Source organism: Bacillus sp. J14TS2 (assembly GCF_018333015.1).
Classification (GTDB): Bacteria; Bacillota; Bacilli; order Bacillales; family Bacillaceae_C; genus Lederbergia.
On the sequence record NZ_BORE01000004.1, the window covers coordinates 285,530 to 302,949 of the forward strand.

Annotated in this window: 28 protein-coding genes; all 28 read right to left on the reverse strand. The window is 35.9% G+C overall.

Features of this window, described 5'->3' with window-relative positions; all coding sequences use genetic code 11:
* Entirely contained in the window at nucleotides 1-465 is a 465-nt protein-coding gene (locus KI375_RS08490; RefSeq protein WP_212973056.1) for a collagen-like protein, read from the reverse strand.
* Nucleotides 465-1,661 (reverse strand): phage major capsid protein, encoded by a 1,197-nt coding sequence (locus tag KI375_RS08495; RefSeq protein WP_212973057.1) that lies wholly within the window; start codon nucleotides 1,659-1,661, stop codon nucleotides 465-467. Before KI375_RS08495 ends, KI375_RS08490 begins: the two co-directional genes overlap by 1 nt.
* A gap of 30 nt (nucleotides 1,662-1,691) precedes the next feature.
* Nucleotides 1,692-2,426, reverse strand: a complete 735-nt coding sequence (locus tag KI375_RS08500; RefSeq protein WP_212973058.1) for a head maturation protease, ClpP-related — start codon at nucleotides 2,424-2,426, stop codon at nucleotides 1,692-1,694.
* Nucleotides 2,423-3,580 (reverse strand): phage portal protein, encoded by a 1,158-nt coding sequence (locus tag KI375_RS08505; protein ID WP_212973059.1) that lies wholly within the window; start codon nucleotides 3,578-3,580, stop codon nucleotides 2,423-2,425. The genes KI375_RS08500 and KI375_RS08505 overlap by 4 nt, the downstream gene beginning before the upstream one ends.
* Before the next feature lie 12 nt (nucleotides 3,581-3,592).
* Entirely contained in the window at nucleotides 3,593-5,269 is a 1,677-nt protein-coding gene (locus KI375_RS08510; protein ID WP_244852434.1) for a terminase TerL endonuclease subunit, read from the reverse strand.
* Complete coding sequence (locus KI375_RS08515) at nucleotides 5,241-5,597, reverse strand: hypothetical protein (protein WP_212973060.1); 357 nt, start codon at nucleotides 5,595-5,597, stop codon at nucleotides 5,241-5,243. The genes KI375_RS08510 and KI375_RS08515 overlap by 29 nt, the downstream gene beginning before the upstream one ends.
* A gap of 113 nt (nucleotides 5,598-5,710) precedes the next feature.
* A complete protein-coding gene (locus KI375_RS08520) occupies nucleotides 5,711-6,055 on the reverse strand; it encodes an HNH endonuclease (RefSeq protein WP_212973061.1) in 345 nt (114 codons plus the stop codon).
* A gap of 58 nt (nucleotides 6,056-6,113) precedes the next feature.
* Nucleotides 6,114-6,611 carry a lipoprotein gene (locus tag KI375_RS08525; protein WP_212973062.1) on the reverse strand — a complete coding sequence of 166 codons (498 nt, stop codon included), beginning with the start codon at nucleotides 6,609-6,611 and terminating at the stop codon, nucleotides 6,114-6,116.
* A 149-nt stretch (nucleotides 6,612-6,760) separates the two neighbouring features.
* Nucleotides 6,761-7,558 (reverse strand): hypothetical protein, encoded by a 798-nt coding sequence (locus tag KI375_RS08530; protein WP_212973063.1) that lies wholly within the window; start codon nucleotides 7,556-7,558, stop codon nucleotides 6,761-6,763.
* 51 nt (nucleotides 7,559-7,609) lie between these two features.
* Entirely contained in the window at nucleotides 7,610-7,795 is a 186-nt protein-coding gene (locus KI375_RS08535; RefSeq protein ID WP_212973064.1) for a hypothetical protein, read from the reverse strand.
* A gap of 148 nt (nucleotides 7,796-7,943) precedes the next feature.
* Nucleotides 7,944-8,579 (reverse strand): hypothetical protein, encoded by a 636-nt coding sequence (locus KI375_RS08540; protein WP_212973065.1) that lies wholly within the window; start codon nucleotides 8,577-8,579, stop codon nucleotides 7,944-7,946.
* A gap of 283 nt (nucleotides 8,580-8,862) precedes the next feature.
* On the reverse strand, nucleotides 8,863-9,405 hold the full coding sequence (locus KI375_RS08545) for a site-specific integrase (protein WP_212973066.1): 543 nt from the start codon (nucleotides 9,403-9,405) through the stop codon (nucleotides 8,863-8,865).
* Nucleotides 9,402-9,851 (reverse strand): ArpU family phage packaging/lysis transcriptional regulator, encoded by a 450-nt coding sequence (locus KI375_RS08550; protein WP_212973067.1) that lies wholly within the window; start codon nucleotides 9,849-9,851, stop codon nucleotides 9,402-9,404. The genes KI375_RS08545 and KI375_RS08550 overlap by 4 nt, the downstream gene beginning before the upstream one ends.
* A gap of 17 nt (nucleotides 9,852-9,868) precedes the next feature.
* Nucleotides 9,869-10,054 carry a hypothetical protein gene (locus tag KI375_RS08555; protein WP_212973068.1) on the reverse strand — a complete coding sequence of 62 codons (186 nt, stop codon included), beginning with the start codon at nucleotides 10,052-10,054 and terminating at the stop codon, nucleotides 9,869-9,871.
* 87 nt (nucleotides 10,055-10,141) lie between these two features.
* The gene (locus KI375_RS08560) at nucleotides 10,142-10,783 is read right to left on the reverse strand and encodes a hypothetical protein (protein ID WP_212973069.1); all 642 of its coding nucleotides are present in this window, start codon (nucleotides 10,781-10,783) and stop codon (nucleotides 10,142-10,144) included.
* Entirely contained in the window at nucleotides 10,780-10,977 is a 198-nt protein-coding gene (locus KI375_RS08565; protein ID WP_212973070.1) for an XtrA/YqaO family protein, read from the reverse strand. Before KI375_RS08565 ends, KI375_RS08560 begins: the two co-directional genes overlap by 4 nt.
* Before the next feature lie 185 nt (nucleotides 10,978-11,162).
* Nucleotides 11,163-11,294 carry a hypothetical protein gene (locus KI375_RS27665; protein WP_280528634.1) on the reverse strand — a complete coding sequence of 44 codons (132 nt, stop codon included), beginning with the start codon at nucleotides 11,292-11,294 and terminating at the stop codon, nucleotides 11,163-11,165.
* Nucleotides 11,291-11,593, reverse strand: a complete 303-nt coding sequence (locus KI375_RS08570; RefSeq protein WP_212973071.1) for a hypothetical protein — start codon at nucleotides 11,591-11,593, stop codon at nucleotides 11,291-11,293. Before KI375_RS08570 ends, KI375_RS27665 begins: the two co-directional genes overlap by 4 nt.
* 318 nt (nucleotides 11,594-11,911) lie before the next feature.
* Nucleotides 11,912-12,637 carry a DUF2786 domain-containing protein gene (locus tag KI375_RS08575; protein WP_212973072.1) on the reverse strand — a complete coding sequence of 242 codons (726 nt, stop codon included), beginning with the start codon at nucleotides 12,635-12,637 and terminating at the stop codon, nucleotides 11,912-11,914.
* Nucleotides 12,624-13,043: a hypothetical protein gene (locus KI375_RS08580; protein WP_244852436.1), complete on the reverse strand. Its 420-nt coding sequence runs from the start codon at nucleotides 13,041-13,043 to the stop codon at nucleotides 12,624-12,626. The genes KI375_RS08575 and KI375_RS08580 overlap by 14 nt, the downstream gene beginning before the upstream one ends.
* A gap of 33 nt (nucleotides 13,044-13,076) precedes the next feature.
* A complete protein-coding gene (locus tag KI375_RS08585; protein WP_244852438.1) occupies nucleotides 13,077-13,544 on the reverse strand; it encodes a hypothetical protein in 468 nt (155 codons plus the stop codon).
* A 2-nt stretch (nucleotides 13,545-13,546) separates the two neighbouring features.
* Entirely contained in the window at nucleotides 13,547-13,753 is a 207-nt protein-coding gene (locus KI375_RS08590) for a hypothetical protein (RefSeq protein ID WP_212973073.1), read from the reverse strand.
* Nucleotides 13,750-14,064: a MazG-like family protein gene (locus KI375_RS08595; protein ID WP_483861596.1), complete on the reverse strand. Its 315-nt coding sequence runs from the start codon at nucleotides 14,062-14,064 to the stop codon at nucleotides 13,750-13,752. Before KI375_RS08595 ends, KI375_RS08590 begins: the two co-directional genes overlap by 4 nt.
* Nucleotides 14,065-14,171: 107 nt before the next feature.
* The gene (locus KI375_RS08600; RefSeq protein WP_212973074.1) at nucleotides 14,172-14,600 is read right to left on the reverse strand and encodes a hypothetical protein; all 429 of its coding nucleotides are present in this window, start codon (nucleotides 14,598-14,600) and stop codon (nucleotides 14,172-14,174) included.
* A complete protein-coding gene (locus tag KI375_RS08605) occupies nucleotides 14,575-15,828 on the reverse strand; it encodes a replicative DNA helicase (RefSeq protein WP_244852442.1) in 1,254 nt (417 codons plus the stop codon). Before KI375_RS08605 ends, KI375_RS08600 begins: the two co-directional genes overlap by 26 nt.
* The gene (locus KI375_RS08610) at nucleotides 15,825-16,607 is read right to left on the reverse strand and encodes a phage replisome organizer N-terminal domain-containing protein (RefSeq protein WP_280528635.1); all 783 of its coding nucleotides are present in this window, start codon (nucleotides 16,605-16,607) and stop codon (nucleotides 15,825-15,827) included. The genes KI375_RS08605 and KI375_RS08610 overlap by 4 nt, the downstream gene beginning before the upstream one ends.
* A 199-nt stretch (nucleotides 16,608-16,806) precedes the next feature.
* Entirely contained in the window at nucleotides 16,807-16,980 is a 174-nt protein-coding gene (locus tag KI375_RS08615) for a hypothetical protein (RefSeq protein WP_212973076.1), read from the reverse strand.
* Nucleotides 16,971-17,234, reverse strand: a complete 264-nt coding sequence (locus tag KI375_RS08620) for a helix-turn-helix domain-containing protein (protein ID WP_212973077.1) — start codon at nucleotides 17,232-17,234, stop codon at nucleotides 16,971-16,973. The genes KI375_RS08615 and KI375_RS08620 overlap by 10 nt, the downstream gene beginning before the upstream one ends.
* Nucleotides 17,235-17,420 lie beyond the last annotated feature (186 nt).

Consider the following 17,420-nt stretch of genomic DNA (forward strand, 5'->3'; position numbering starts at 1 on the left):
TCACCCTTCCAAAGCTTCGACCCTTCCAACTAATTCATTCCAGTCTTCTTCAGATGGGAAGCCGTCTTTTCCATCTTTACCTGGGGAACCATCTTTCCCTGGTGCCCCATCTTTTCCAGGCGGACCTTGAGCGCCAGCAGAAGATGATTGAATGAATGTAGCTATTTTCCCGGCTTCAACATCATTAGCCACATAGCCAATGCCCTCACCTTCGGTGGCAATCAACGTCCCTCCTTCGCCGGCGTCTACACGCTGGCCAGCTGTCAAATCTTCACCAGCTTCAATAGCCCAAGTGGGATTTCCTTTTATTTCTACATATACAGTCTCATCTTCTTCCAAAGCCCGAACTGTGTGAAAATCAGGTGCACCGCCTTCAGGAGTGGCGCCAATTGTTGCATTTTCTCCAAGAGTTACTAATCTATTCGCTTCAATATCTTCTGAAATCGTAACTTTAAATGCTGTCATTACCCTTCCACACCTCCAAGATCTTCACCGATTTCGCTAATATCAAAAACAGTAAATTTGTCATTATCAAGTGGACGTCCGTTAGCCAATTGACGAACAAGATATAATCTTTGGTCTTCAATCATCCGAAGAACATCTGTAGTCTCTAATTTCGACTCACTTGCCACGCCCATAAAATAATCTTTAGGATGACCTACAACCATCTTGTTGATTGGAACAGCTGAGGTTTGGATGATTTCAAGCCCAGGAACTGGAAATTTCCCAAAAACCCAAGTTCCGTCATCTCTTTGTTTCACGCCTGCCGCGAAAAACCTTAAAGCATAATCATAAGGATTAAGGATAAATGTAATCCCTGCATATGGACGAGTTCTTTTTGGGGTTCCATCTTCATTTTTATCAACGATCGTTGCAGGAGCTAAAATTTCTTTTCCGATAGTTTTTGGAGACAGATCTTTTAGATCTTTGGCCTCCTTTTCAGGATAGACGCCACCGGTTACCGCCCCATCAAGATCACGGATCATACCGATTGGTTTCTTGTTTCCGTCGCCCGTCACAATCACATTTTCTAGTTCCGCTGCAATAACTTCAGAAATTACCGCACGAACATAACGGTCTAGCCATTTCGGTCCAATTTCGAACATCGCCTTACAAACGACCAAGAAACCACTTAATTTATACATGCTCATGTCGATTGTTTCAAACCCATTATCAAGCATTTCTTGGATCTCTGCGCAAACCTCACCCCAAAATGCAGTTGTAGCTCCCTCTTTACGTACAACCCACATAGTGGACGCTCCTACGCGCTGAAAGTTAACACGAGATAGTAAGGGGTGGTCAATAGCTAAATCCTCAAATACGCGCTCGTAGACACTAGGTGGCATAAGTTTTGCAACTTCGTCAAAAGATTCCACCTCAATGGCTGCATTATAAAATTTCTTTTCCTCTGTCGTTAATGCGCGAACGCCACGAGAAGCTAATACTGCGTCATCCCATTGTTGTTCATTTGCTCGATTGGCTTCACGAATTGTCGTATTCATTAAATCCTGAAAATGGAGAGCATTGTTTTCATAGTTCTCTACAATTTGCTGTGCGACTTCATTCGGGTCAGAACTTTCAAAAGCAGATTGCAACGCTTTGATCTGCTCGTCCTTATTTTTAACTAGGTTGTTACGATCATCTAAATTTTTAATGGTCATCTTCATTCCTCCTAAAAATAATAAAAACGCCTATACAGGGCGTTTGAATCTTTCTAATATGTTGTTATTTGTGCTTGCTACCATTGGATTGGGTTCAGTATCTGCTTTTTTCTGTTTAAACCGTGCTAAAACATTGTTCTTAAAGTCTTCGGCACTTACTTCTTCCTCTTCAGACTCTTCCTCAGCCTTATTAACCTTATCTGCAAGACCAGCTTCTACAGCTTCATCAGCCGTAAACCAAGTTTCATTCACAATCATAGTATCAATTTCATGACACTCACCTTTAAAACGAGTCATATAAACTTCAGCAATAGATTTATCCAATCCCTCTAATGCATTCAGCGTTTTTCTGAATTGCGTCTTCGTTCCCCAGTCAAAGGTGGAACCCTCATGGATCATGAGCATTGATCCGGTATTCATGATTAATTCATCGGCGGCCATTGCTATAATCGATGCAGCTGAAGCGGCCAGACCATCCACATGGATAACTACTTTAGCAGCATGATTTTTTAATTGATTGTAAATGGCTATTCCGTCAAATGCATCCCCACCACCAGAATTAATGTGAACATGAATGGTGTCAGAATTAATATCCTTCAAAACTCTTTCTATATCACTAGCAGATGTGGAGTCATCCCACCAAGAACTTCCGATCACTCCATAGATTGTAATTTTAGATGTATCTCCATCTGTTTCTGCTTTAAATTGATGGGGAATTTCTGCCATTTTATTGTATTTATCATTCTTGAATTTAAAAAATCTCATTTCCCCTCACCTCCCTTCGTGGCATCTGCTCTCTCATAGTTCTTGGTCACATAGCGATCATTAGCCCACGGCTCATCGATACGCTCTTTCCCAAGTTCCTCAAGAATGTCATTAATGGAAAAACCACCAATGGCGAAAAGTTTATCGGCGGCACTGGCAAATGTGTTGATATCCACAATCTTTATTTTGCTTGTATCAACCTTCAAATAGGTCCTTTCCAGTACAGATTTCCTATAAATTTTTCGGTTAAATTCATCATTGATAAATTCAACCAACGGATTTATTCCAAACATTATAAGACTATCAATCTGGTTTGCAATGTCAGATGTATCTCCTTTTAAAATCCCTCTAGGTACATGAAAAGCCATGGCCACATAATTAAAGATATCATCTACTAGATCAGCAATATCTCGACTAGTATTATTATTTCCGGCTCCCGTGTTTCTCCCATCGCTCTCGTCAGTAAAATCGTATCCATTTTGCATTTGAAAAGCTGAAGCTTCCTTGTCAGCATCAAACCATGATTTTAATTGAGTCTCAAACATTTCATCGATTGCCTTCTGCATTTCTTCGTCCTGCGGTCGTAAAAAGTCCCCTTTTATAAGAATCCGTTTGTTATTTTTGCGCTTATAATAATTCATGGATGAAGCAAGTAATTTCCCGAAACTTTCATACATACCGTCAATGACTTTCATAATATTCTCGTCATTAAGCCTAAAATAAAGTACTTCGGATTCGTGAAAGATTTTCGATAAAGTTAGCCCCTCTATGGTGACATTCTCATAATAATTTTCTTTAAAGGCATATTTCTTCTTCTCGAAATCCTCTGCCACATACAAATAATCATCTTGCATGACAATCAACGCTTCATTACCTTTCATCCAACGACTCACAAGTGTGTGGAAAAATTGTGAAGCGTTCTGATTAGGATTAGGCTCGAAGTTCAATAGATAGTAATTGTCTTTTTTTACTTTCTTCCCCTTTTCAAAAGTCTGAATTTCACAACTTGCAAGGGCGTTGGCAATAATGTCAATGCATGTTTCAACCGCTAATTTCTTATAATAATAATCAATTCCTAAATCAAAAAAGCACTCCTGAAGAGTGAATTCTTTTTTGTCTCCAAACCATCCTCTAACCCAATTAACTAACCGCACTTAATCACCTCCCTACACGTTAAATGCCTTGAACACTTTCTTGATATTTTCTTTCGTTATTGGTCCAACATCTGATAATTCATTATCTAAGTTCAAGGCATGCAAAAACGCGAAAAACCCATCGGTCTTCCGCTTTTCCTTATCTATTTTTTTATATTCGATATTATCATTACCTTGAAAATCTTTATAAACGTTTCCTACATACCAGCGCATAAGTGGATCATCATGGAAGACAATTGTTCGATTGATAAACATGTCATCGATCAATGGAGAGAGCTTGCTATGGGTAACTCTTCCTCTTCGGACTATTTTAATATCAAAACCAGCCTCTTTCATTTTTGGTCCCAAAATTATAGATCGGTAATCATCCATCGTGACTGTTTTAATATTAAATATTTTTAATTTATCCAAGAACCAATTAACCACACGATCGGGATCAATCGACTTGTCATATACAATCGTACACAAACCTTTTTGTTTTGCTAGATCAATAATTTCCGGGTTAATGTCCTGAAGCTTCAGCGCTAAATGGTGAATGAAAGTGTGATGGATCCAATACCTTTTTCCATTGTGTTTAAACAAGACGCCGACAGAACAAAAGTCTCTTACATCCGCAAAGTCTACACCGCCAATCACGTCAAATCCTTTTAAGGTTTCTGGAAGTGGTTGATCAGTAGCTAAACGATCTTCATAGGTAGCAACTTCTTTTCTAACATCTTCTTGAGGACGGTTCATCCGCTTAGTCATTAATTCAATCCACAACGCCACATTTAATTGAGCGTTTTGGTACTCTTTTCTGATTACAGAAAACAACTCTTTGTTGTATGGGAGAGATGGATTAGCTTTTTCCCAATTCGCTTCATCTTCAACCTCATTGTCGTGATCTAATTTGCAAATGAACGGAAGAAAACCAATATCATCAATTTCCCCATTTAGAACCATTCTAGCTTTTTCTTTTAGATCATCTAATGGACCTCCCCGAATATATCCGTCTGTAGTTGTGTAGATGATACGAGCGTCTTTCACTTTACCCTGGGACGTTGTGTAAACATTAATATTTTTATAGTCCTCGTATTCGTGGGCTTCATCAAATGCAGCACACCCAGAACGTTTACCATCTTTTGTCCTGGCATTTGAAGTATTATATTTAATTACGGACCTTGTTTTTCTGTGTTGTATTTTTGTTTTCGTCCATTTGAAAGCTTTTTTCAATTTATTAATATGCTTTTTATCTTCTAAAACTTCATGAACATCAAGAAATGGCCTTTCTGCTTGTTCTTCTGAGGTAGCAATTAATTCAACGTCATAGTTTTTTATTCCATGATGTCCAGTCGTCATATAAAAGGAATTGGCAGCCATATAACCAGTTTTTCCTGCGCCTCTTCCAATAAGGATTAATATCTCATTCCACACTAATTGACCATCCGTAAAACGGACACCATAGATAAGAGCATTTAAAAACTTTTGCCATGGATAAAACAAAAAAGGAAAGTACCCCTCCGGCACTTCCACAGACTTTTCAATATCTTTTTCGTGTATTTCTACATCGTCACGATTTAACGTCCTTCTTACATAAGCAACAAGCTGTTTCTGCTCTTTACATGTTCGAATTTCCTCTTTTTCCACCATTCGAATATATTCATCGATATACGGATGATACTCATACCTCTTCAAAACCATCTTCATCATCTACATTCTGATTAACTTTCATCTTTTCAAAGAGATTAAATAACTCCTTATAAGCTGTCGTATATCTATTCATGGTGGTGTTGTATGATTTTTGAGCAGGGTTTTCAACAAGCATTCTTTGGGAACCATTTTCAAACATATAAGTCGGGCCCTTGGTTTTTATGGTGTCTTCAAGAACTTCTAATTGAATCGTCATGAAAGCGACACGTTCAATCAATTCTTTTGCAACTTCCCTGTGATTATCAGGTAATTCTAGAAAAATGGAGTTTAATCGATCCACTTCTTTTTCAATCATTTCTTCCTGCTTTTTTCTACTAGGTTTTGCCAACTGAACCCCCTCCCCCCTGTTATGTGCGAAAAGCGCAAAAATGTTTCTTCCTCTAGCCCCCTCCCGTTGACAGGTCCCCCAAATAAAAGGTGAAATATTTTACCGGGGGGCATCTACCATCTCTCCTCATTCACAAACTTAGGTTCCTTCTTGATCATCTCGTCCTTACCATCAGCAATGTTGTGACAGTCAACGCATAAGTATTCTAGGTTGCTCAAGGTTAACGCAAGGTGAGGATGAGTCTTAACAGACTTGATATGGTTCACATCCATCTTTGTCTTGCGCCCATATTTATTAATGGTATTACGTGTTGTGACTTTACCTTTGAGCTTGCAATGCTGGCACTCATAGTTGTCACGCTTCATTGCTACAAGCCGAAGCGCCTTCCATTCTTTTGATTTGTAGAACTTCATTAGTTGTCCGGTTAGGATATAGTTAAGAAGCTTAGGACTAACCATGTTGATCACTCCTTAAAAATAAAAAAGCACCCAATTTATTTGGATGCTACTTGCTTTCTTATTTAGACTCTTCAATTACGTTTGCAGCTATTTTAGGGGCCTTTTTATCTTCCCTACCCATAAACATTCCGTACACCGTATATTTTTTCCCTATTTCAATTTCTATTGAATCATCCATGGTTATATCTGTAATCGAAACAGGAGCTTTAGTTTTTTCTAAATTAATTTCTAAGGCAAACTCACCCAATATTCCTTCTTTGGTAATTTGAGAAGCTTCCCCTGTGAACTTAACAAACTCCCCTTCTGCTACTTCGTTTCTAAATAATTCCATGTAATCATATTCAACGGCTTTTTCCTTTATATCGTTATTTAGTTTCTCTCTATCCTCGACAGACATTTCCTCTGTCTCTTCTTCATTATCTATTTTCTCCTGTGCCTTTTGCTTTTCTTTTTCGATTTCTTCTTGCATCGGATCTTCTTTAACCGTCTCTTTCGGTGTATTTCCACAGCCTGCCAACAACAGAATAGCAACAAAGACAAACAATAACCTTTTCAAATCCTAACCCCCTATGATATCCATAGGACTATTGTCTAATATTTCCAATGAAGTTTCAATATTTTATTCAATCTACTACCTTCGTATTTTTGCAAAAGAAAAAGAGCTTATAAAACGCTAAAGCTAAATACGATAAGGCAATGTTAGCTTTAACCTTCATCTTTTCCTTTACGTTCAAATACCTTGAATTCCCCTGATTTATAATATCTCATTATTTTTTTATTCTTACCATGTACAAACTCCTTTCTTACTAAGCCTACTCTTAAAAACTTCCTTAATGCGTTTCTCACATCCTGGTCTTCATATATTACTCCGTTAGCATCTAGGTATGCATAGACCTTAGATGGTGTTATTTCTTCACCTAATTCCACTTCAAAATTAACAAAATTTGCAATATCTGTTTCTATCTTTGAATCTAAACGCGTCATTTCTTTTTTTATCTTATCTACTTCACTGTTTATTTTTTTCTGATATTTAGCTTTTAAATCTCCCTCAGCATTATCAGGGATCGTAATCCCATGTTCTTTTAGTAGAGAAGAGAAAGCATCAAAATTAAGTTGGTTGGGCAACTCACTTATTGCCGCCATCATATTACTCATACTGTCATTTGATATTTCTTTGAATTTGCTTAATTCATCTTTTATTACTGCCATTTCATCTTTTATTTGTCCTAATTCTTCAACTTTATCATTAACACGCCCTAATGTATCTGATAGTTGTCTATTTTCCCATGAAGAATTATTTGTTTGGAAAAATGCATAGCCTATTGCAATTAAGGCCAATAATATTGAGGAGATACTACCCACTAGTGATATTTGGTTCACTAGTACTTCAACGCCTCCAGCTCTCCAAGTAAAAATAAGAATTAAAGCAAAAATTAAAAAGGCAATAACATAGGATAAGTCCTTCTTTGTTATAAATTCCTGAGTTTCTCTATTTTTCCCCATTTTTCCCCTCCATATCGAACATATTCGACAAAAGAAGAAATTCCCCTGCAACTATTTTCCTATTTCTTCGACTTTTATTTTCCTCGTGTCTTTGAAGCTAATTATATATAAATCCTCCGTAACCAGGTACTCGTCACCCATAACCACTTGTCGCCTTGCCTTATTAAGGTTAGTTTTTGTTACAAATTCTATTTTCTGACCATCCTTAAGAAGAATATTAACTTTGTACTTACTCATAGAACATTCCTCCTTTTGTCTAATGATTCGACATATAGGCAAAATGCCCTCCATAAAAGTTTTTCGATACTAAAATATTAACACCGTTCAAAGTGAATATCCTGCCATCTTTCTGCCAAAATTCTGCCATCCAAAGAAAGCAAAAACTTTATTTTAATAATGCGATAGCAGAAACTACAGTTGCAATAATGGTAATTATTATAGATAAACGATCCTTACTATCTGGTACAATATCTTTTATAACCTTCATAATCGATTCAAAAAAATTCCACAATATACTTAATATAAAGAATAAAACAACCGAATGGAGGAAAACTGAGCTGTTTTTTTTAGTAAGTATTAAAACTTTATACGTTTCAGATGCTCCCATGTAATTCATAAAAATCGCCATTAGAAATATGTATGAACCTGCACTTTTATATATTTTCTTGTATCTATAAAAGCTATATTCTATATTTTTCTTGATTATTGTAGTGAATCTATTGGACTTTAAACTCTCTTCTGAAGCTCGCTTTAATGTTTTTAATTTATCATCATAATGATTTAAACTAGTTATTCCCGTTACAATAAAAAAGGAACCTAAAAAAATATAAAAATACGAATCTTCTAGTCTATTCATAAATTTAATTATTGTATCAATATTCGCTTGTATTATTTCTGTAAAAATTGTTCCTAAAAACAAGCTCAGACCGAATAGCACAAAATACCGTGCAACCTTAAATTCTTTTTTATGTTTTATTCTTTTACTTTCTTTAATTATTTTTACAATATCTCTTTCAGACATCCGTACTCTCAACTCCTTCTAATTATAATAACAAAGGATATGGAGATTAAATAGGATAATATTCTTAAGGTTATATCTCTTTTCTTGAGTTATTCATATCTTATAAACTGGGTAACTTAAGCAAAGGCTGAAAGCCTTGATATCACTATTCTAAGTTCATTTTCTTAAAATGAGTTACACACTCGCTTATTGTGGTGATCTAATATGTACATAGTAACTTTCTAGATCGATATGAACAGGCAATGGACATAAAAAATACCACCCAACAATTAAGTTAAGTGGCTCAAATTTTAAATCCTTTCATAGCCTTGTCTGAATGATCCTGTGTAATCCCGATATACCGAAGAGTAATTTCCTCAGAACTGTGATTGAATATTTCCTGAAGCAAGGCAACGTCTTTGTATTGCATATAAAAATGATAACCGAACGTCTTTCTTAGGGTATGTGTGCCTATTCCATCTAGTCCCACATACTCTGCAGCTTCTCTCAATACCTTATAAGCCATACTCCTGCCAATTGGCTTATTCAGACCCTCACGGCTTTTAAACAGGTACTCATCGTCTTCTTTGTCCTCAATATATCGTTTTAGTTCCCTTTTAAGTCCAGGAGTAATGAGGATACGCTTCTGCTTTTGGGTCTTCTGCTCTCGTAAATCAAAGTAAGCTTTCTTTGCATCTCTCACTCGAAGTGGTAATATATCCGATATTCGCAAGCCACTATTTATTCCAGTGACGAACAACATATAATTTCTTTCACACTGTTGCCGAAGGAACTTTTTCATTTCTAGAATCAGATCAGGATCACGAATAGGATGAACAAAGTTCATGCGCCTTCCTCCTCTGCATATACTTCGATTCCGAGAGCAAATGCTAATCTGTAGAAGGCTTTAGATTTGTAGCGATGGTAAGTTCTTTCACTCATATTCAATTCGCTGTATACCTCATAGTCAAAGACATCATCCTCTGTCATATACCTCATAATCAGAATGGCCCTTTCTTTATAACCCAATCGATTAACAGCCAAGGTGATTCTCTTAATATACTTCGATCTTTCCATTTCATAGTTTGCATTATTTACTGCTGCTTGTTCTGTGGAAGAATGAAATTCATTGGTGTTGGTTGATGGGACAAGTGAAAAGCTTTGTGTAACTTTTGGAAGCTGATTTAGATCTTGAGTGAGTAGCATAATACGGTATCTCTCTAATGCATTTTCAACTTCATCCTTCGTTGCTTTACGATCAATAGCAGATAATTGGAAATCAAGCTTTGTCATTAATCATCAACCTCCATTTATTTTTGGCGAATGGCTCCACCTTTTCCCCTACCATAGATAGGTCTGTTCATCCCCATAAGACACTTTAGATCGGACTCTGTTAAATGCTCTTTACGACGTTTTCTTTTCTTTTGCTTGTATTGCTTTATGGCTGCATGATCTTGTTTCCAAACCTTCAGTTGCTCTTTTAAACTACTGTTCACTTTCTCACTTCCTTTTTTAAAAATAAAAAGGACACTAAACAACGCTTATTGCGTCATTTAGTGTCCTCCAGTGGGCTGGTAGAACAATTATTTTAACTTCATATTTCTTTTTACTTTTTTATATCGCTTTTCTAATATCTTTACCTGTTTACTATGGGGCTTTCCTGTATTAATTCTATTTATATTATTAAAGTTAATAGGATCAGGTTTATCATTTATTAAGTACTTGCCATCCTTTAATATCGAATTATAAATATCAGCCATTATAATTATGATAAAATTCATATCATAATAATACTCAATCGGTGCATTTTCATTGATATCTAAAATAACAACGTCTAAATGATTATAATCAATTTCAGATATATCTTTATTTAAAGTCTTAATAGTACTGTCTATGTACATTTTCAAATCGTTAAGATCTTCATTAAAATGTAAAAATCTCAATTCAGATCTTTCGAACCCTCTTAGTTTTTCGCTAATAAATTCCGATTCTATTAAAAAGCTGTTTATATAAATCTGGGATTTATTAAAGTGTAAATAAAACCTTCCATAATTCATTCTTCGAGTATACTTTAATGAAATATTAACACCTAAAAAAGTAAATAATCCACCTAGGGTAGCCCCCAATAGGCCTATTACTAAATCTGGCTTTTTTTCGCCAAGTGTAAAGGCAATATATATCATTAAAATTCCTAGGATACATAGCACTACTCTTTCAAATTTCAAAACTCCTCCCCTTCTTCCCTTCGCATGCGCTTCACTTTCCCCTGATGTGTAACAATTTTGTACTCTCCAAAAGGAGGAAGCTCCCTTACTTTTGCTATCCCATCACAAATTACAATTACGCAACTAGATGGTATTTCCATTATATCAAGTTCCAGTCTATTTGCACTAGTCAATTCTATATCTTGTAGTTTCATAGAGATATTCCTCCCAGTATATGATATAATTTCTTTAGACGCGCTGGGAGGAATCCTGGCTTTTTTTATTTGTCTTCATGCTCAATCGCTTCTAAATATTTCCCACAATGAGGACATTCTTTTTTGGGAACAATCTCATATAGCAATTCCGTCACTTCACATTCCTTGCAGATGTATTCGATCATTTAAAACATTCCCTTGTTTAAAATACGTTCCTCATATAAATCTCCCAATTCCGGTGTGCTTTTTAAAAGAAGAATGTTTTTATCAATGCCTGTCCGTTTGATCAATTCATGAATTAACTCTTCTCTATTCATAAATGGGCAATCCTTTCATTTTGATATTCATCTACAGTGGAGATCAACCAATCAATATCTTCCGGTTTAATGCATTTCTCATATTGCCAGTTCTCTTTGATATCCTTCAACTTTTCATTAACAGATCTATCATCCTTCGTTCCTTGAATTGATTCTTCTTCAACCCAACCTGTGATGAAATCATCTTTTAAATAGTAATGAACTCGCTCATGTAAGACATCCACTCGAATATTTACTACTGCAAACCATTTACCTAAGTACTTTACCTGCTGACCGATTTTATATTTCAACTCTTGCATGTTTATTCACTCCTAATGTTATTTTTTGGTTTGAACGATTCGATAGATTAATATTCTTCTTCATCGAATAAAAAATACTTTTCTTCGATTTCCAGATTTTCAATATCAGATAACTCAAAAATGGTAACATCAACACCCCTTATGATGAAATAATCGTCCATTTCGTTATTTGTCCGTCTAAGATGATTTTCAAATGACCAGATCTTTGCACTTGGAAATGCTTTTTTAATTGTCTCTATATGGCTGATCTTTCTTGACTGCCATTAAAGCATAATATTCATGCTTATTAAATTTGTAATAATCTATTTTTAAGTCCATTCATATCACTCCTTCGCCCAAAGTGGACTTTGTATAATCAACTCGATTTCCATCTTGATAACCCTCTTGGTAAGCTTCGATTTCTTCGATAGGTGGAATATTGAAGCTTAACCCTTTTTTACCTTTAAACATTTCATCGTACGTTCCCTTTACTTCTTTTGGAAGCAAAACCATCAATCCATATTCTTGTTGCATCTCCTCTAATTGGCTTGCGAATTTTTCATCCAATCCGTATAAAAAACCACGCATATATGAGTTCTTTAACTTAGCCGTATTCCTTCTTGAACGATAATCACTACTTTTTTTATAGTGGTTTTCAATAAAAACTTTAGAATAAAAAGTTATAACATCATAAGCAAGCACGTACATTTCTTTAGCAAGTTGAACATCTTTTTCATATCCAAGAAAAGTAATCGCTCTTTTCGTTTTACTCTCGCCTTTCAAAACTTTATTATTATAAAAAAATCTAACTCTGAAATTTTCCGATATTATTCTCGCAAGTTTCCGTTCCCACCAATAGAGCGTTTTATAAACCGTAACTTTTCCTTCAAGCACGGAATCAGATTCTTTATCTTCTTCAATTTCACCAGAAGAAATGTCGTATTTTATCATGAGTTTTTGAGCCATAATAAATGCTGATTGGGATTCTTCATCATTTTGCTGATCGCTTGCTATCGCAAGTAACCCTTTTATTTTATTGATAATGGCATCGTTACGATTTTCCATTTTGATCCCTCCAATTTTTAATTCGCGCATCCGCAAATGGTTTTCCCATCCAACTTGTTAATTCTTCGAGATAAAACGGTTCATGACATCTAGGACAATTAGGAATCATTTTTCTCCCGCGATATTGTTTCTCCAATCTTTTAATTACGACCAGCCACGGCTTATAATTCATTATCAACTTCCGTTGTTCCAACAGATTCTCAACCTGCTGCTGCATTCTTTCCCCATTCATTGCAAGTTCGTACATGGCATCATATGGATCAACTACAGCTCCACAACTTTGACATGTGATACGCCTATTTTTCGTGTCGATCATAAAACGACGTTTTTCACATTTACAGATTTTCTCAAGTCCACGGTTGATTCTTACTTGATCAAGACCAATAATTTTATCTGGTAAATCCAAGACTATAACCTCCCTTTCTCTCCGAATGCAACATTAGTTACGCTCCAACAATGACAAATCAAAGTTCGATTCTATAAAGCTAATTGTTAATTGTCTGTTTACATCGTTCCCTAAACGGTCATATATTTTTAACATCTCATCTTTTGTGAAATTAGTATGCAGCAGCTCATTAAGACCTTGCAAAACTCTAGGAGACCAATACTTGTTTAAGCTTTTTGCGATTGGTCTAGAAATCCAAGCTAGTATTTTACATTTAAAGTCTAATTCCGAATTTACATCTTCTAAACGAAAATATACGTTGTTCCTCGGTTCCAAAATAATCTCATTGTTGTGATTAATAAATGACTTCGGAAATATATGCAATGCATGATTTATAATGCTTGTTAGAGCAATTTCTTCCTTCATTTCTTTTAATTTATCAGCTTCATTTATTACATTGGTAAAGGCCTTAACTAGTGGGAAACGTTCAAAAACCTCTTGATCACTTAATTTATCAGTCATATTCATTCTCTTTCCTTTCGTCTTTTCAAATTCCTATATTTTCTAGCCAACTGCTCGATCTCACCTTTTAAATAAGCAACCTCTTTATTTTCTGATGGCTCCAAAGTTATATTAAGAGCCGTCATTATATTTTTTAGCTTCGGGATGGAAATAGATTGCTGATTTTCAAGAGCATGTTTAAATTTCCGTTTTGCTTCGTCGTGATTCATAGATCGGAATCCTTTACGAAAACTCCATCAATCATTTTTCCTTTGCGAACTCTAATTTCTTGGTAAGCCGTCTCCAAGCAATCAACTAACTCTAAATCATTCTGTTGAGCCAAAATAATGAGAGTTACAACAGAATCGCCAATATCATCTTTTAATTTGGCTCTATCACCACGTGCAAGGGATGCCGCCACCTCACCGATTTCTTCTGTTACTTTCAGCATTTGTTTTGCTGGATCTGCCTTGTGTAAACTTTTATTCTCCGACCAAATCTTTACTGCCTTTGTTAAACGATCTAGATTCAATGTTTCCACCTCCGATTAATTTTCCGAAACACTCTGTACAAAAATTACTTCTCTTTTTATTAAATGATTTTGAACAACTGAAGCATTTAGTAACTCTACTCATAACTCTTCCTCCTTCAATATTCTTTTTTATAAGCACCTACAATGCAGGGAAAATGATTTTGCTCTTTTCGCCAGTCACGAAAATTAATGAATCTATTACCAATGGCCATCACATAATCTGGTGAAAGTTCGTTGCAGTTGAGTGGCTGCATTCCGGTTTTTCTAAAATAATATGATTTAGCTTCTTCATCACTTATCGCATACACAAAGGCAAAAGTGTTTCTAGCAAATTTAATCGAATATATTTTGATTTTGCTAAAACCTAAATAATTGCTCTGAATCATTTGATCTAGCTTTTCCTTGTTGATCGGCATTTTATCCAGAACCGAATCATCATCATTGGTGCTGATCCTTCCCTCTTGAAGTAATAAAAGTATGTAATGGGCTAGTGTGGATTCCTCGTACTTGATCGCGTCCTCATACAGCTCGCGTATGGTAGGCATCAAGGATTTCCCCTGTGAATTCGTTATAAACTGTATTAACAGTTCCAACAGGACCGTTGCGCTGCTTAGCGACAATGATTTCAAGAAGTTTATTATCGGATTCCTTATCGTAATACTTTTCCCGATATAGAAACATAACGACATCTGCATCCTGTTCAACACTTCCGGAATCTCTTATATCAGACAAGAATGGCCGCTTGTCTTGCCGTTGTTCCACACTCCTAGATAATTGGGACAAGGCAATAACTGGACAAGCAAATTCTTTTGCCATGTCCTTAAGATCTCTGGAAATCTCTGTCACTTGTGCGTTTGCATTTCCATTGTGGTGATGTAAGGGCCTGATCAAAGTTAAATAGTCTATGATGATGATGGGCTTCTTATCAGGATATTGATGTGTAAGCTTTCTTGCCTTCGCTCTCATTTCTGATACTGTCTGCCCTGCACCATCGAAGATTTGAATATTTGTTTCAGTAACGCGGCCAACTATGTGTGACCAGTTCTCTTTTTGTTTAGGAGTTAAACTTTTATATGGATCACGCATTTTCATTCGGTTAATGCCACCTGTGGAAGCTATTAATCGATCAGTCAAGCTCTTTTCTGGCATCTCCAGTGAAAAAACTAATGGAAGATGTCCTGCCCAACCTGCCTGTTTAGCGAAATGTAACATCACATCCGATTTCCCCATCGATGGCCTTGCTGCCACTATAGTAAATTCTCCATTTTGAAAACCATTTGTCATATCATCCAATCGATGAATCCCTGTTAATACACCTTTTTGCTGTGAAGTTTGTTTCCATGGCGCTTCAAACACTCTTACTAACGCATCAGCTATCGAAGTGTGATCATCATCCCTGACTTCGTTGATAGTGTCTAAACTAGATATGACTTTAGCAATCTCCCAATCTTCTTCTTTTGCCACAGCAAGGATATTCTTCTTTTCGCGCTCCTTCCAACTCTCTAAAACTAGCTTTTCATATTCATCAACTTTTTTAGAATTGGCAAGAGCAATTAGGTCATTTAAGTAAGTTACCCCACCAAAGTTTTCTAAGTTACCCTCAAGAGAAAGTGTTGCAATATCAACGGAATTCCCTTTTCCAACTAACTTTTTCATGCTGCTAAACAAAGCAATGTGCCAAGCCCGTTCGAATTGATTTGCTTTTAAACCAGAGTCTTTAATCAAATAATTTTCTTTAAGTAATGTACCTAAGTAAGCTTGTTCAACTTTCATTCCCAATCCTCCCCTGCATTTATGTCGTAATTGAATGGTGCTGGACTACCTGGTCCCGGTGGACCTTTCTTTTCAGGTTTTTGGTTTAAATAACTTTCAAACTTTGTCCCAAATAAAGTGTTAGGTCTCAAATATTGGCTCATATCGTTGTTATCAAGCCAATCAGCTATTTTGTTATCAATGACCGTTTTAAAATCCTCTAATCTAAAGCCTTCATTCAACCTTGCCTTAATGGCTTTTCTAGTGGATGGGGTTGTATGTTTAAAATTTTTACCAGCTGCGCTGTTGAGATAATTTATTATCTCGACATATATATTATCTATATCTAATTCTTTATCTATGTCGGTTACATTTTTGTTACGTGTAACATTACTTGTAGCGTTACCACTTTCTAAGCGTTTTTTCTCACGATGTTTGGCAACTCTTTGGCGACTTTGTTCACGTATTTTCTCAAGTCCCTCAAGGCTTTGGTGCTTGTCCCAATTGCTAATTTTTATGAATGATTTATCGTCAATCTCAATCATTCCGAATTGTTTAAAAGTCTCTAGTGCAAGCCTTACAGTTGTTACAGGACGATGGAAAAGTGTAGCTAACATCTCGTCTGTGTATGGAATGTTTTCACTTAAAAAAATGTACCCACTTGCATTTGTCCGACCTGCTTGAGCAAGTAATTTAACCCAGATAATTAAGATCGTGTCAGCTTCTGGCATGCTCTCAATCAAACGAATCTTTTCATCCTCAAACATTTGAGTGCTTAATTTAATCCACTTTACACTCAATGCTGATCACTCCTTTTTAAACTGTGTCATTGCACTCCATTACAGCATTTGCTATAATGGAGTTAGTATATTGAGCCTTGCAGTAATTGAGCCCGAACTCAGTTGCTGCTTTTTTTGTTTTCTTTTAAAAAATCTCCAATCATAAAACCTAAAATTAATGATCCAACAACGATCAGCCACAAGGAAAATAAGTCCATTATTAATCCTCCACATCAAAGTTTATTTCATCGACTCTTTCTATGAGTCTTCTTACAATGAAATCATTAGTAAATTTTTCTGGCTCTTTTTTATGCAAATCTACTAAGACCTCTGCTGTTATGCCTAAATCATTTAATTTTTTATCACGACGTCTAATCTTTTCACCTACATCCATATGATCATCCCTCCTACCAAAGTTGCTAAGTTTTGAACAACAGTCGGAATATCAATTCCGCAAATTATTGCGATCATCACCTCCTGCGCCTGTGTAACGTTACACCATTTGATCAAATCCTCAGCTTTTAACGACACCTTGTTATTCTCTAATTTGGAAATTGCACTTCTTGGCAAATGCATTTTCTCTGCCATTGTTTCTTGACTAAACCCAGCATGCTTGCGCGTCTTTCTCAGCGCTACCCCTAAATTCATTTCACCTATTCACCTCCTTAAAATGTTCTATATTAGAACATGTTCCAAATTGGAACAGACAACAATCTCATTACCAAGTAAACTTATGTTAAGAGATCAGCTTGTCCATCTAAAAAAAGGAAAGCAAAGTTGTTATTTTGTTATTTCAAATTGTTTGTCTTTATTAAAATAGGGTTCAAGCGCTTT

Excerpts from the sequence above, each read along its gene's own strand:
- KI375_RS08490 (WP_212973056.1), bottom strand. The coding sequence starts at position 465 with ATGACAGCATTTAAAGTTACGATTTCAGAAGATATTGAAGCGAATAGA.
- KI375_RS08495 (WP_212973057.1), bottom strand. The coding sequence starts at position 1,661 with ATGACCATTAAAAATTTAGATGATCGTAACAACCTAGTTAAAAATAAG.
- KI375_RS08500 (WP_212973058.1), bottom strand. The coding sequence starts at position 2,426 with ATGAGATTTTTTAAATTCAAGAATGATAAATACAATAAAATGGCAGAA.
- KI375_RS08510 (WP_244852434.1), bottom strand. The coding sequence starts at position 5,269 with ATGATGAAGATGGTTTTGAAGAGGTATGAGTATCATCCGTATATCGAT.
- KI375_RS08520 (WP_212973061.1), bottom strand. The coding sequence starts at position 6,055 with ATGGTTAGTCCTAAGCTTCTTAACTATATCCTAACCGGACAACTAATG.
- KI375_RS08530 (WP_212973063.1), bottom strand. The coding sequence starts at position 7,558 with ATGGGGAAAAATAGAGAAACTCAGGAATTTATAACAAAGAAGGACTTA.
- KI375_RS08535 (WP_212973064.1), bottom strand. The coding sequence starts at position 7,795 with ATGAGTAAGTACAAAGTTAATATTCTTCTTAAGGATGGTCAGAAAATA.
- KI375_RS08540 (WP_212973065.1), bottom strand. The coding sequence starts at position 8,579 with ATGTCTGAAAGAGATATTGTAAAAATAATTAAAGAAAGTAAAAGAATA.
- KI375_RS08545 (WP_212973066.1), bottom strand. The coding sequence starts at position 9,405 with ATGAACTTTGTTCATCCTATTCGTGATCCTGATCTGATTCTAGAAATG.
- KI375_RS08550 (WP_212973067.1), bottom strand. The coding sequence starts at position 9,851 with ATGACAAAGCTTGATTTCCAATTATCTGCTATTGATCGTAAAGCAACG.
- KI375_RS08565 (WP_212973070.1), bottom strand. The coding sequence starts at position 10,977 with ATGAAACTACAAGATATAGAATTGACTAGTGCAAATAGACTGGAACTT.
- KI375_RS27665 (WP_280528634.1), bottom strand. The coding sequence starts at position 11,294 with ATGAATAGAGAAGAGTTAATTCATGAATTGATCAAACGGACAGGCATT.
- KI375_RS08570 (WP_212973071.1), bottom strand. The coding sequence starts at position 11,593 with ATGCAAGAGTTGAAATATAAAATCGGTCAGCAGGTAAAGTACTTAGGT.
- KI375_RS08575 (WP_212973072.1), bottom strand. The coding sequence starts at position 12,637 with ATGGAAAATCGTAACGATGCCATTATCAATAAAATAAAAGGGTTACTT.
- KI375_RS08585 (WP_244852438.1), bottom strand. The coding sequence starts at position 13,544 with ATGACTGATAAATTAAGTGATCAAGAGGTTTTTGAACGTTTCCCACTA.
- KI375_RS08590 (WP_212973073.1), bottom strand. The coding sequence starts at position 13,753 with ATGAATCACGACGAAGCAAAACGGAAATTTAAACATGCTCTTGAAAAT.
- KI375_RS08600 (WP_212973074.1), bottom strand. The coding sequence starts at position 14,600 with ATGCCTACCATACGCGAGCTGTATGAGGACGCGATCAAGTACGAGGAA.
- KI375_RS08605 (WP_244852442.1), bottom strand. The coding sequence starts at position 15,828 with ATGAAAGTTGAACAAGCTTACTTAGGTACATTACTTAAAGAAAATTAT.
- KI375_RS08615 (WP_212973076.1), bottom strand. The coding sequence starts at position 16,980 with ATGGATGTAGGTGAAAAGATTAGACGTCGTGATAAAAAATTAAATGAT.
- KI375_RS08620 (WP_212973077.1), bottom strand. The coding sequence starts at position 17,234 with ATGAATTTAGGGGTAGCGCTGAGAAAGACGCGCAAGCATGCTGGGTTT.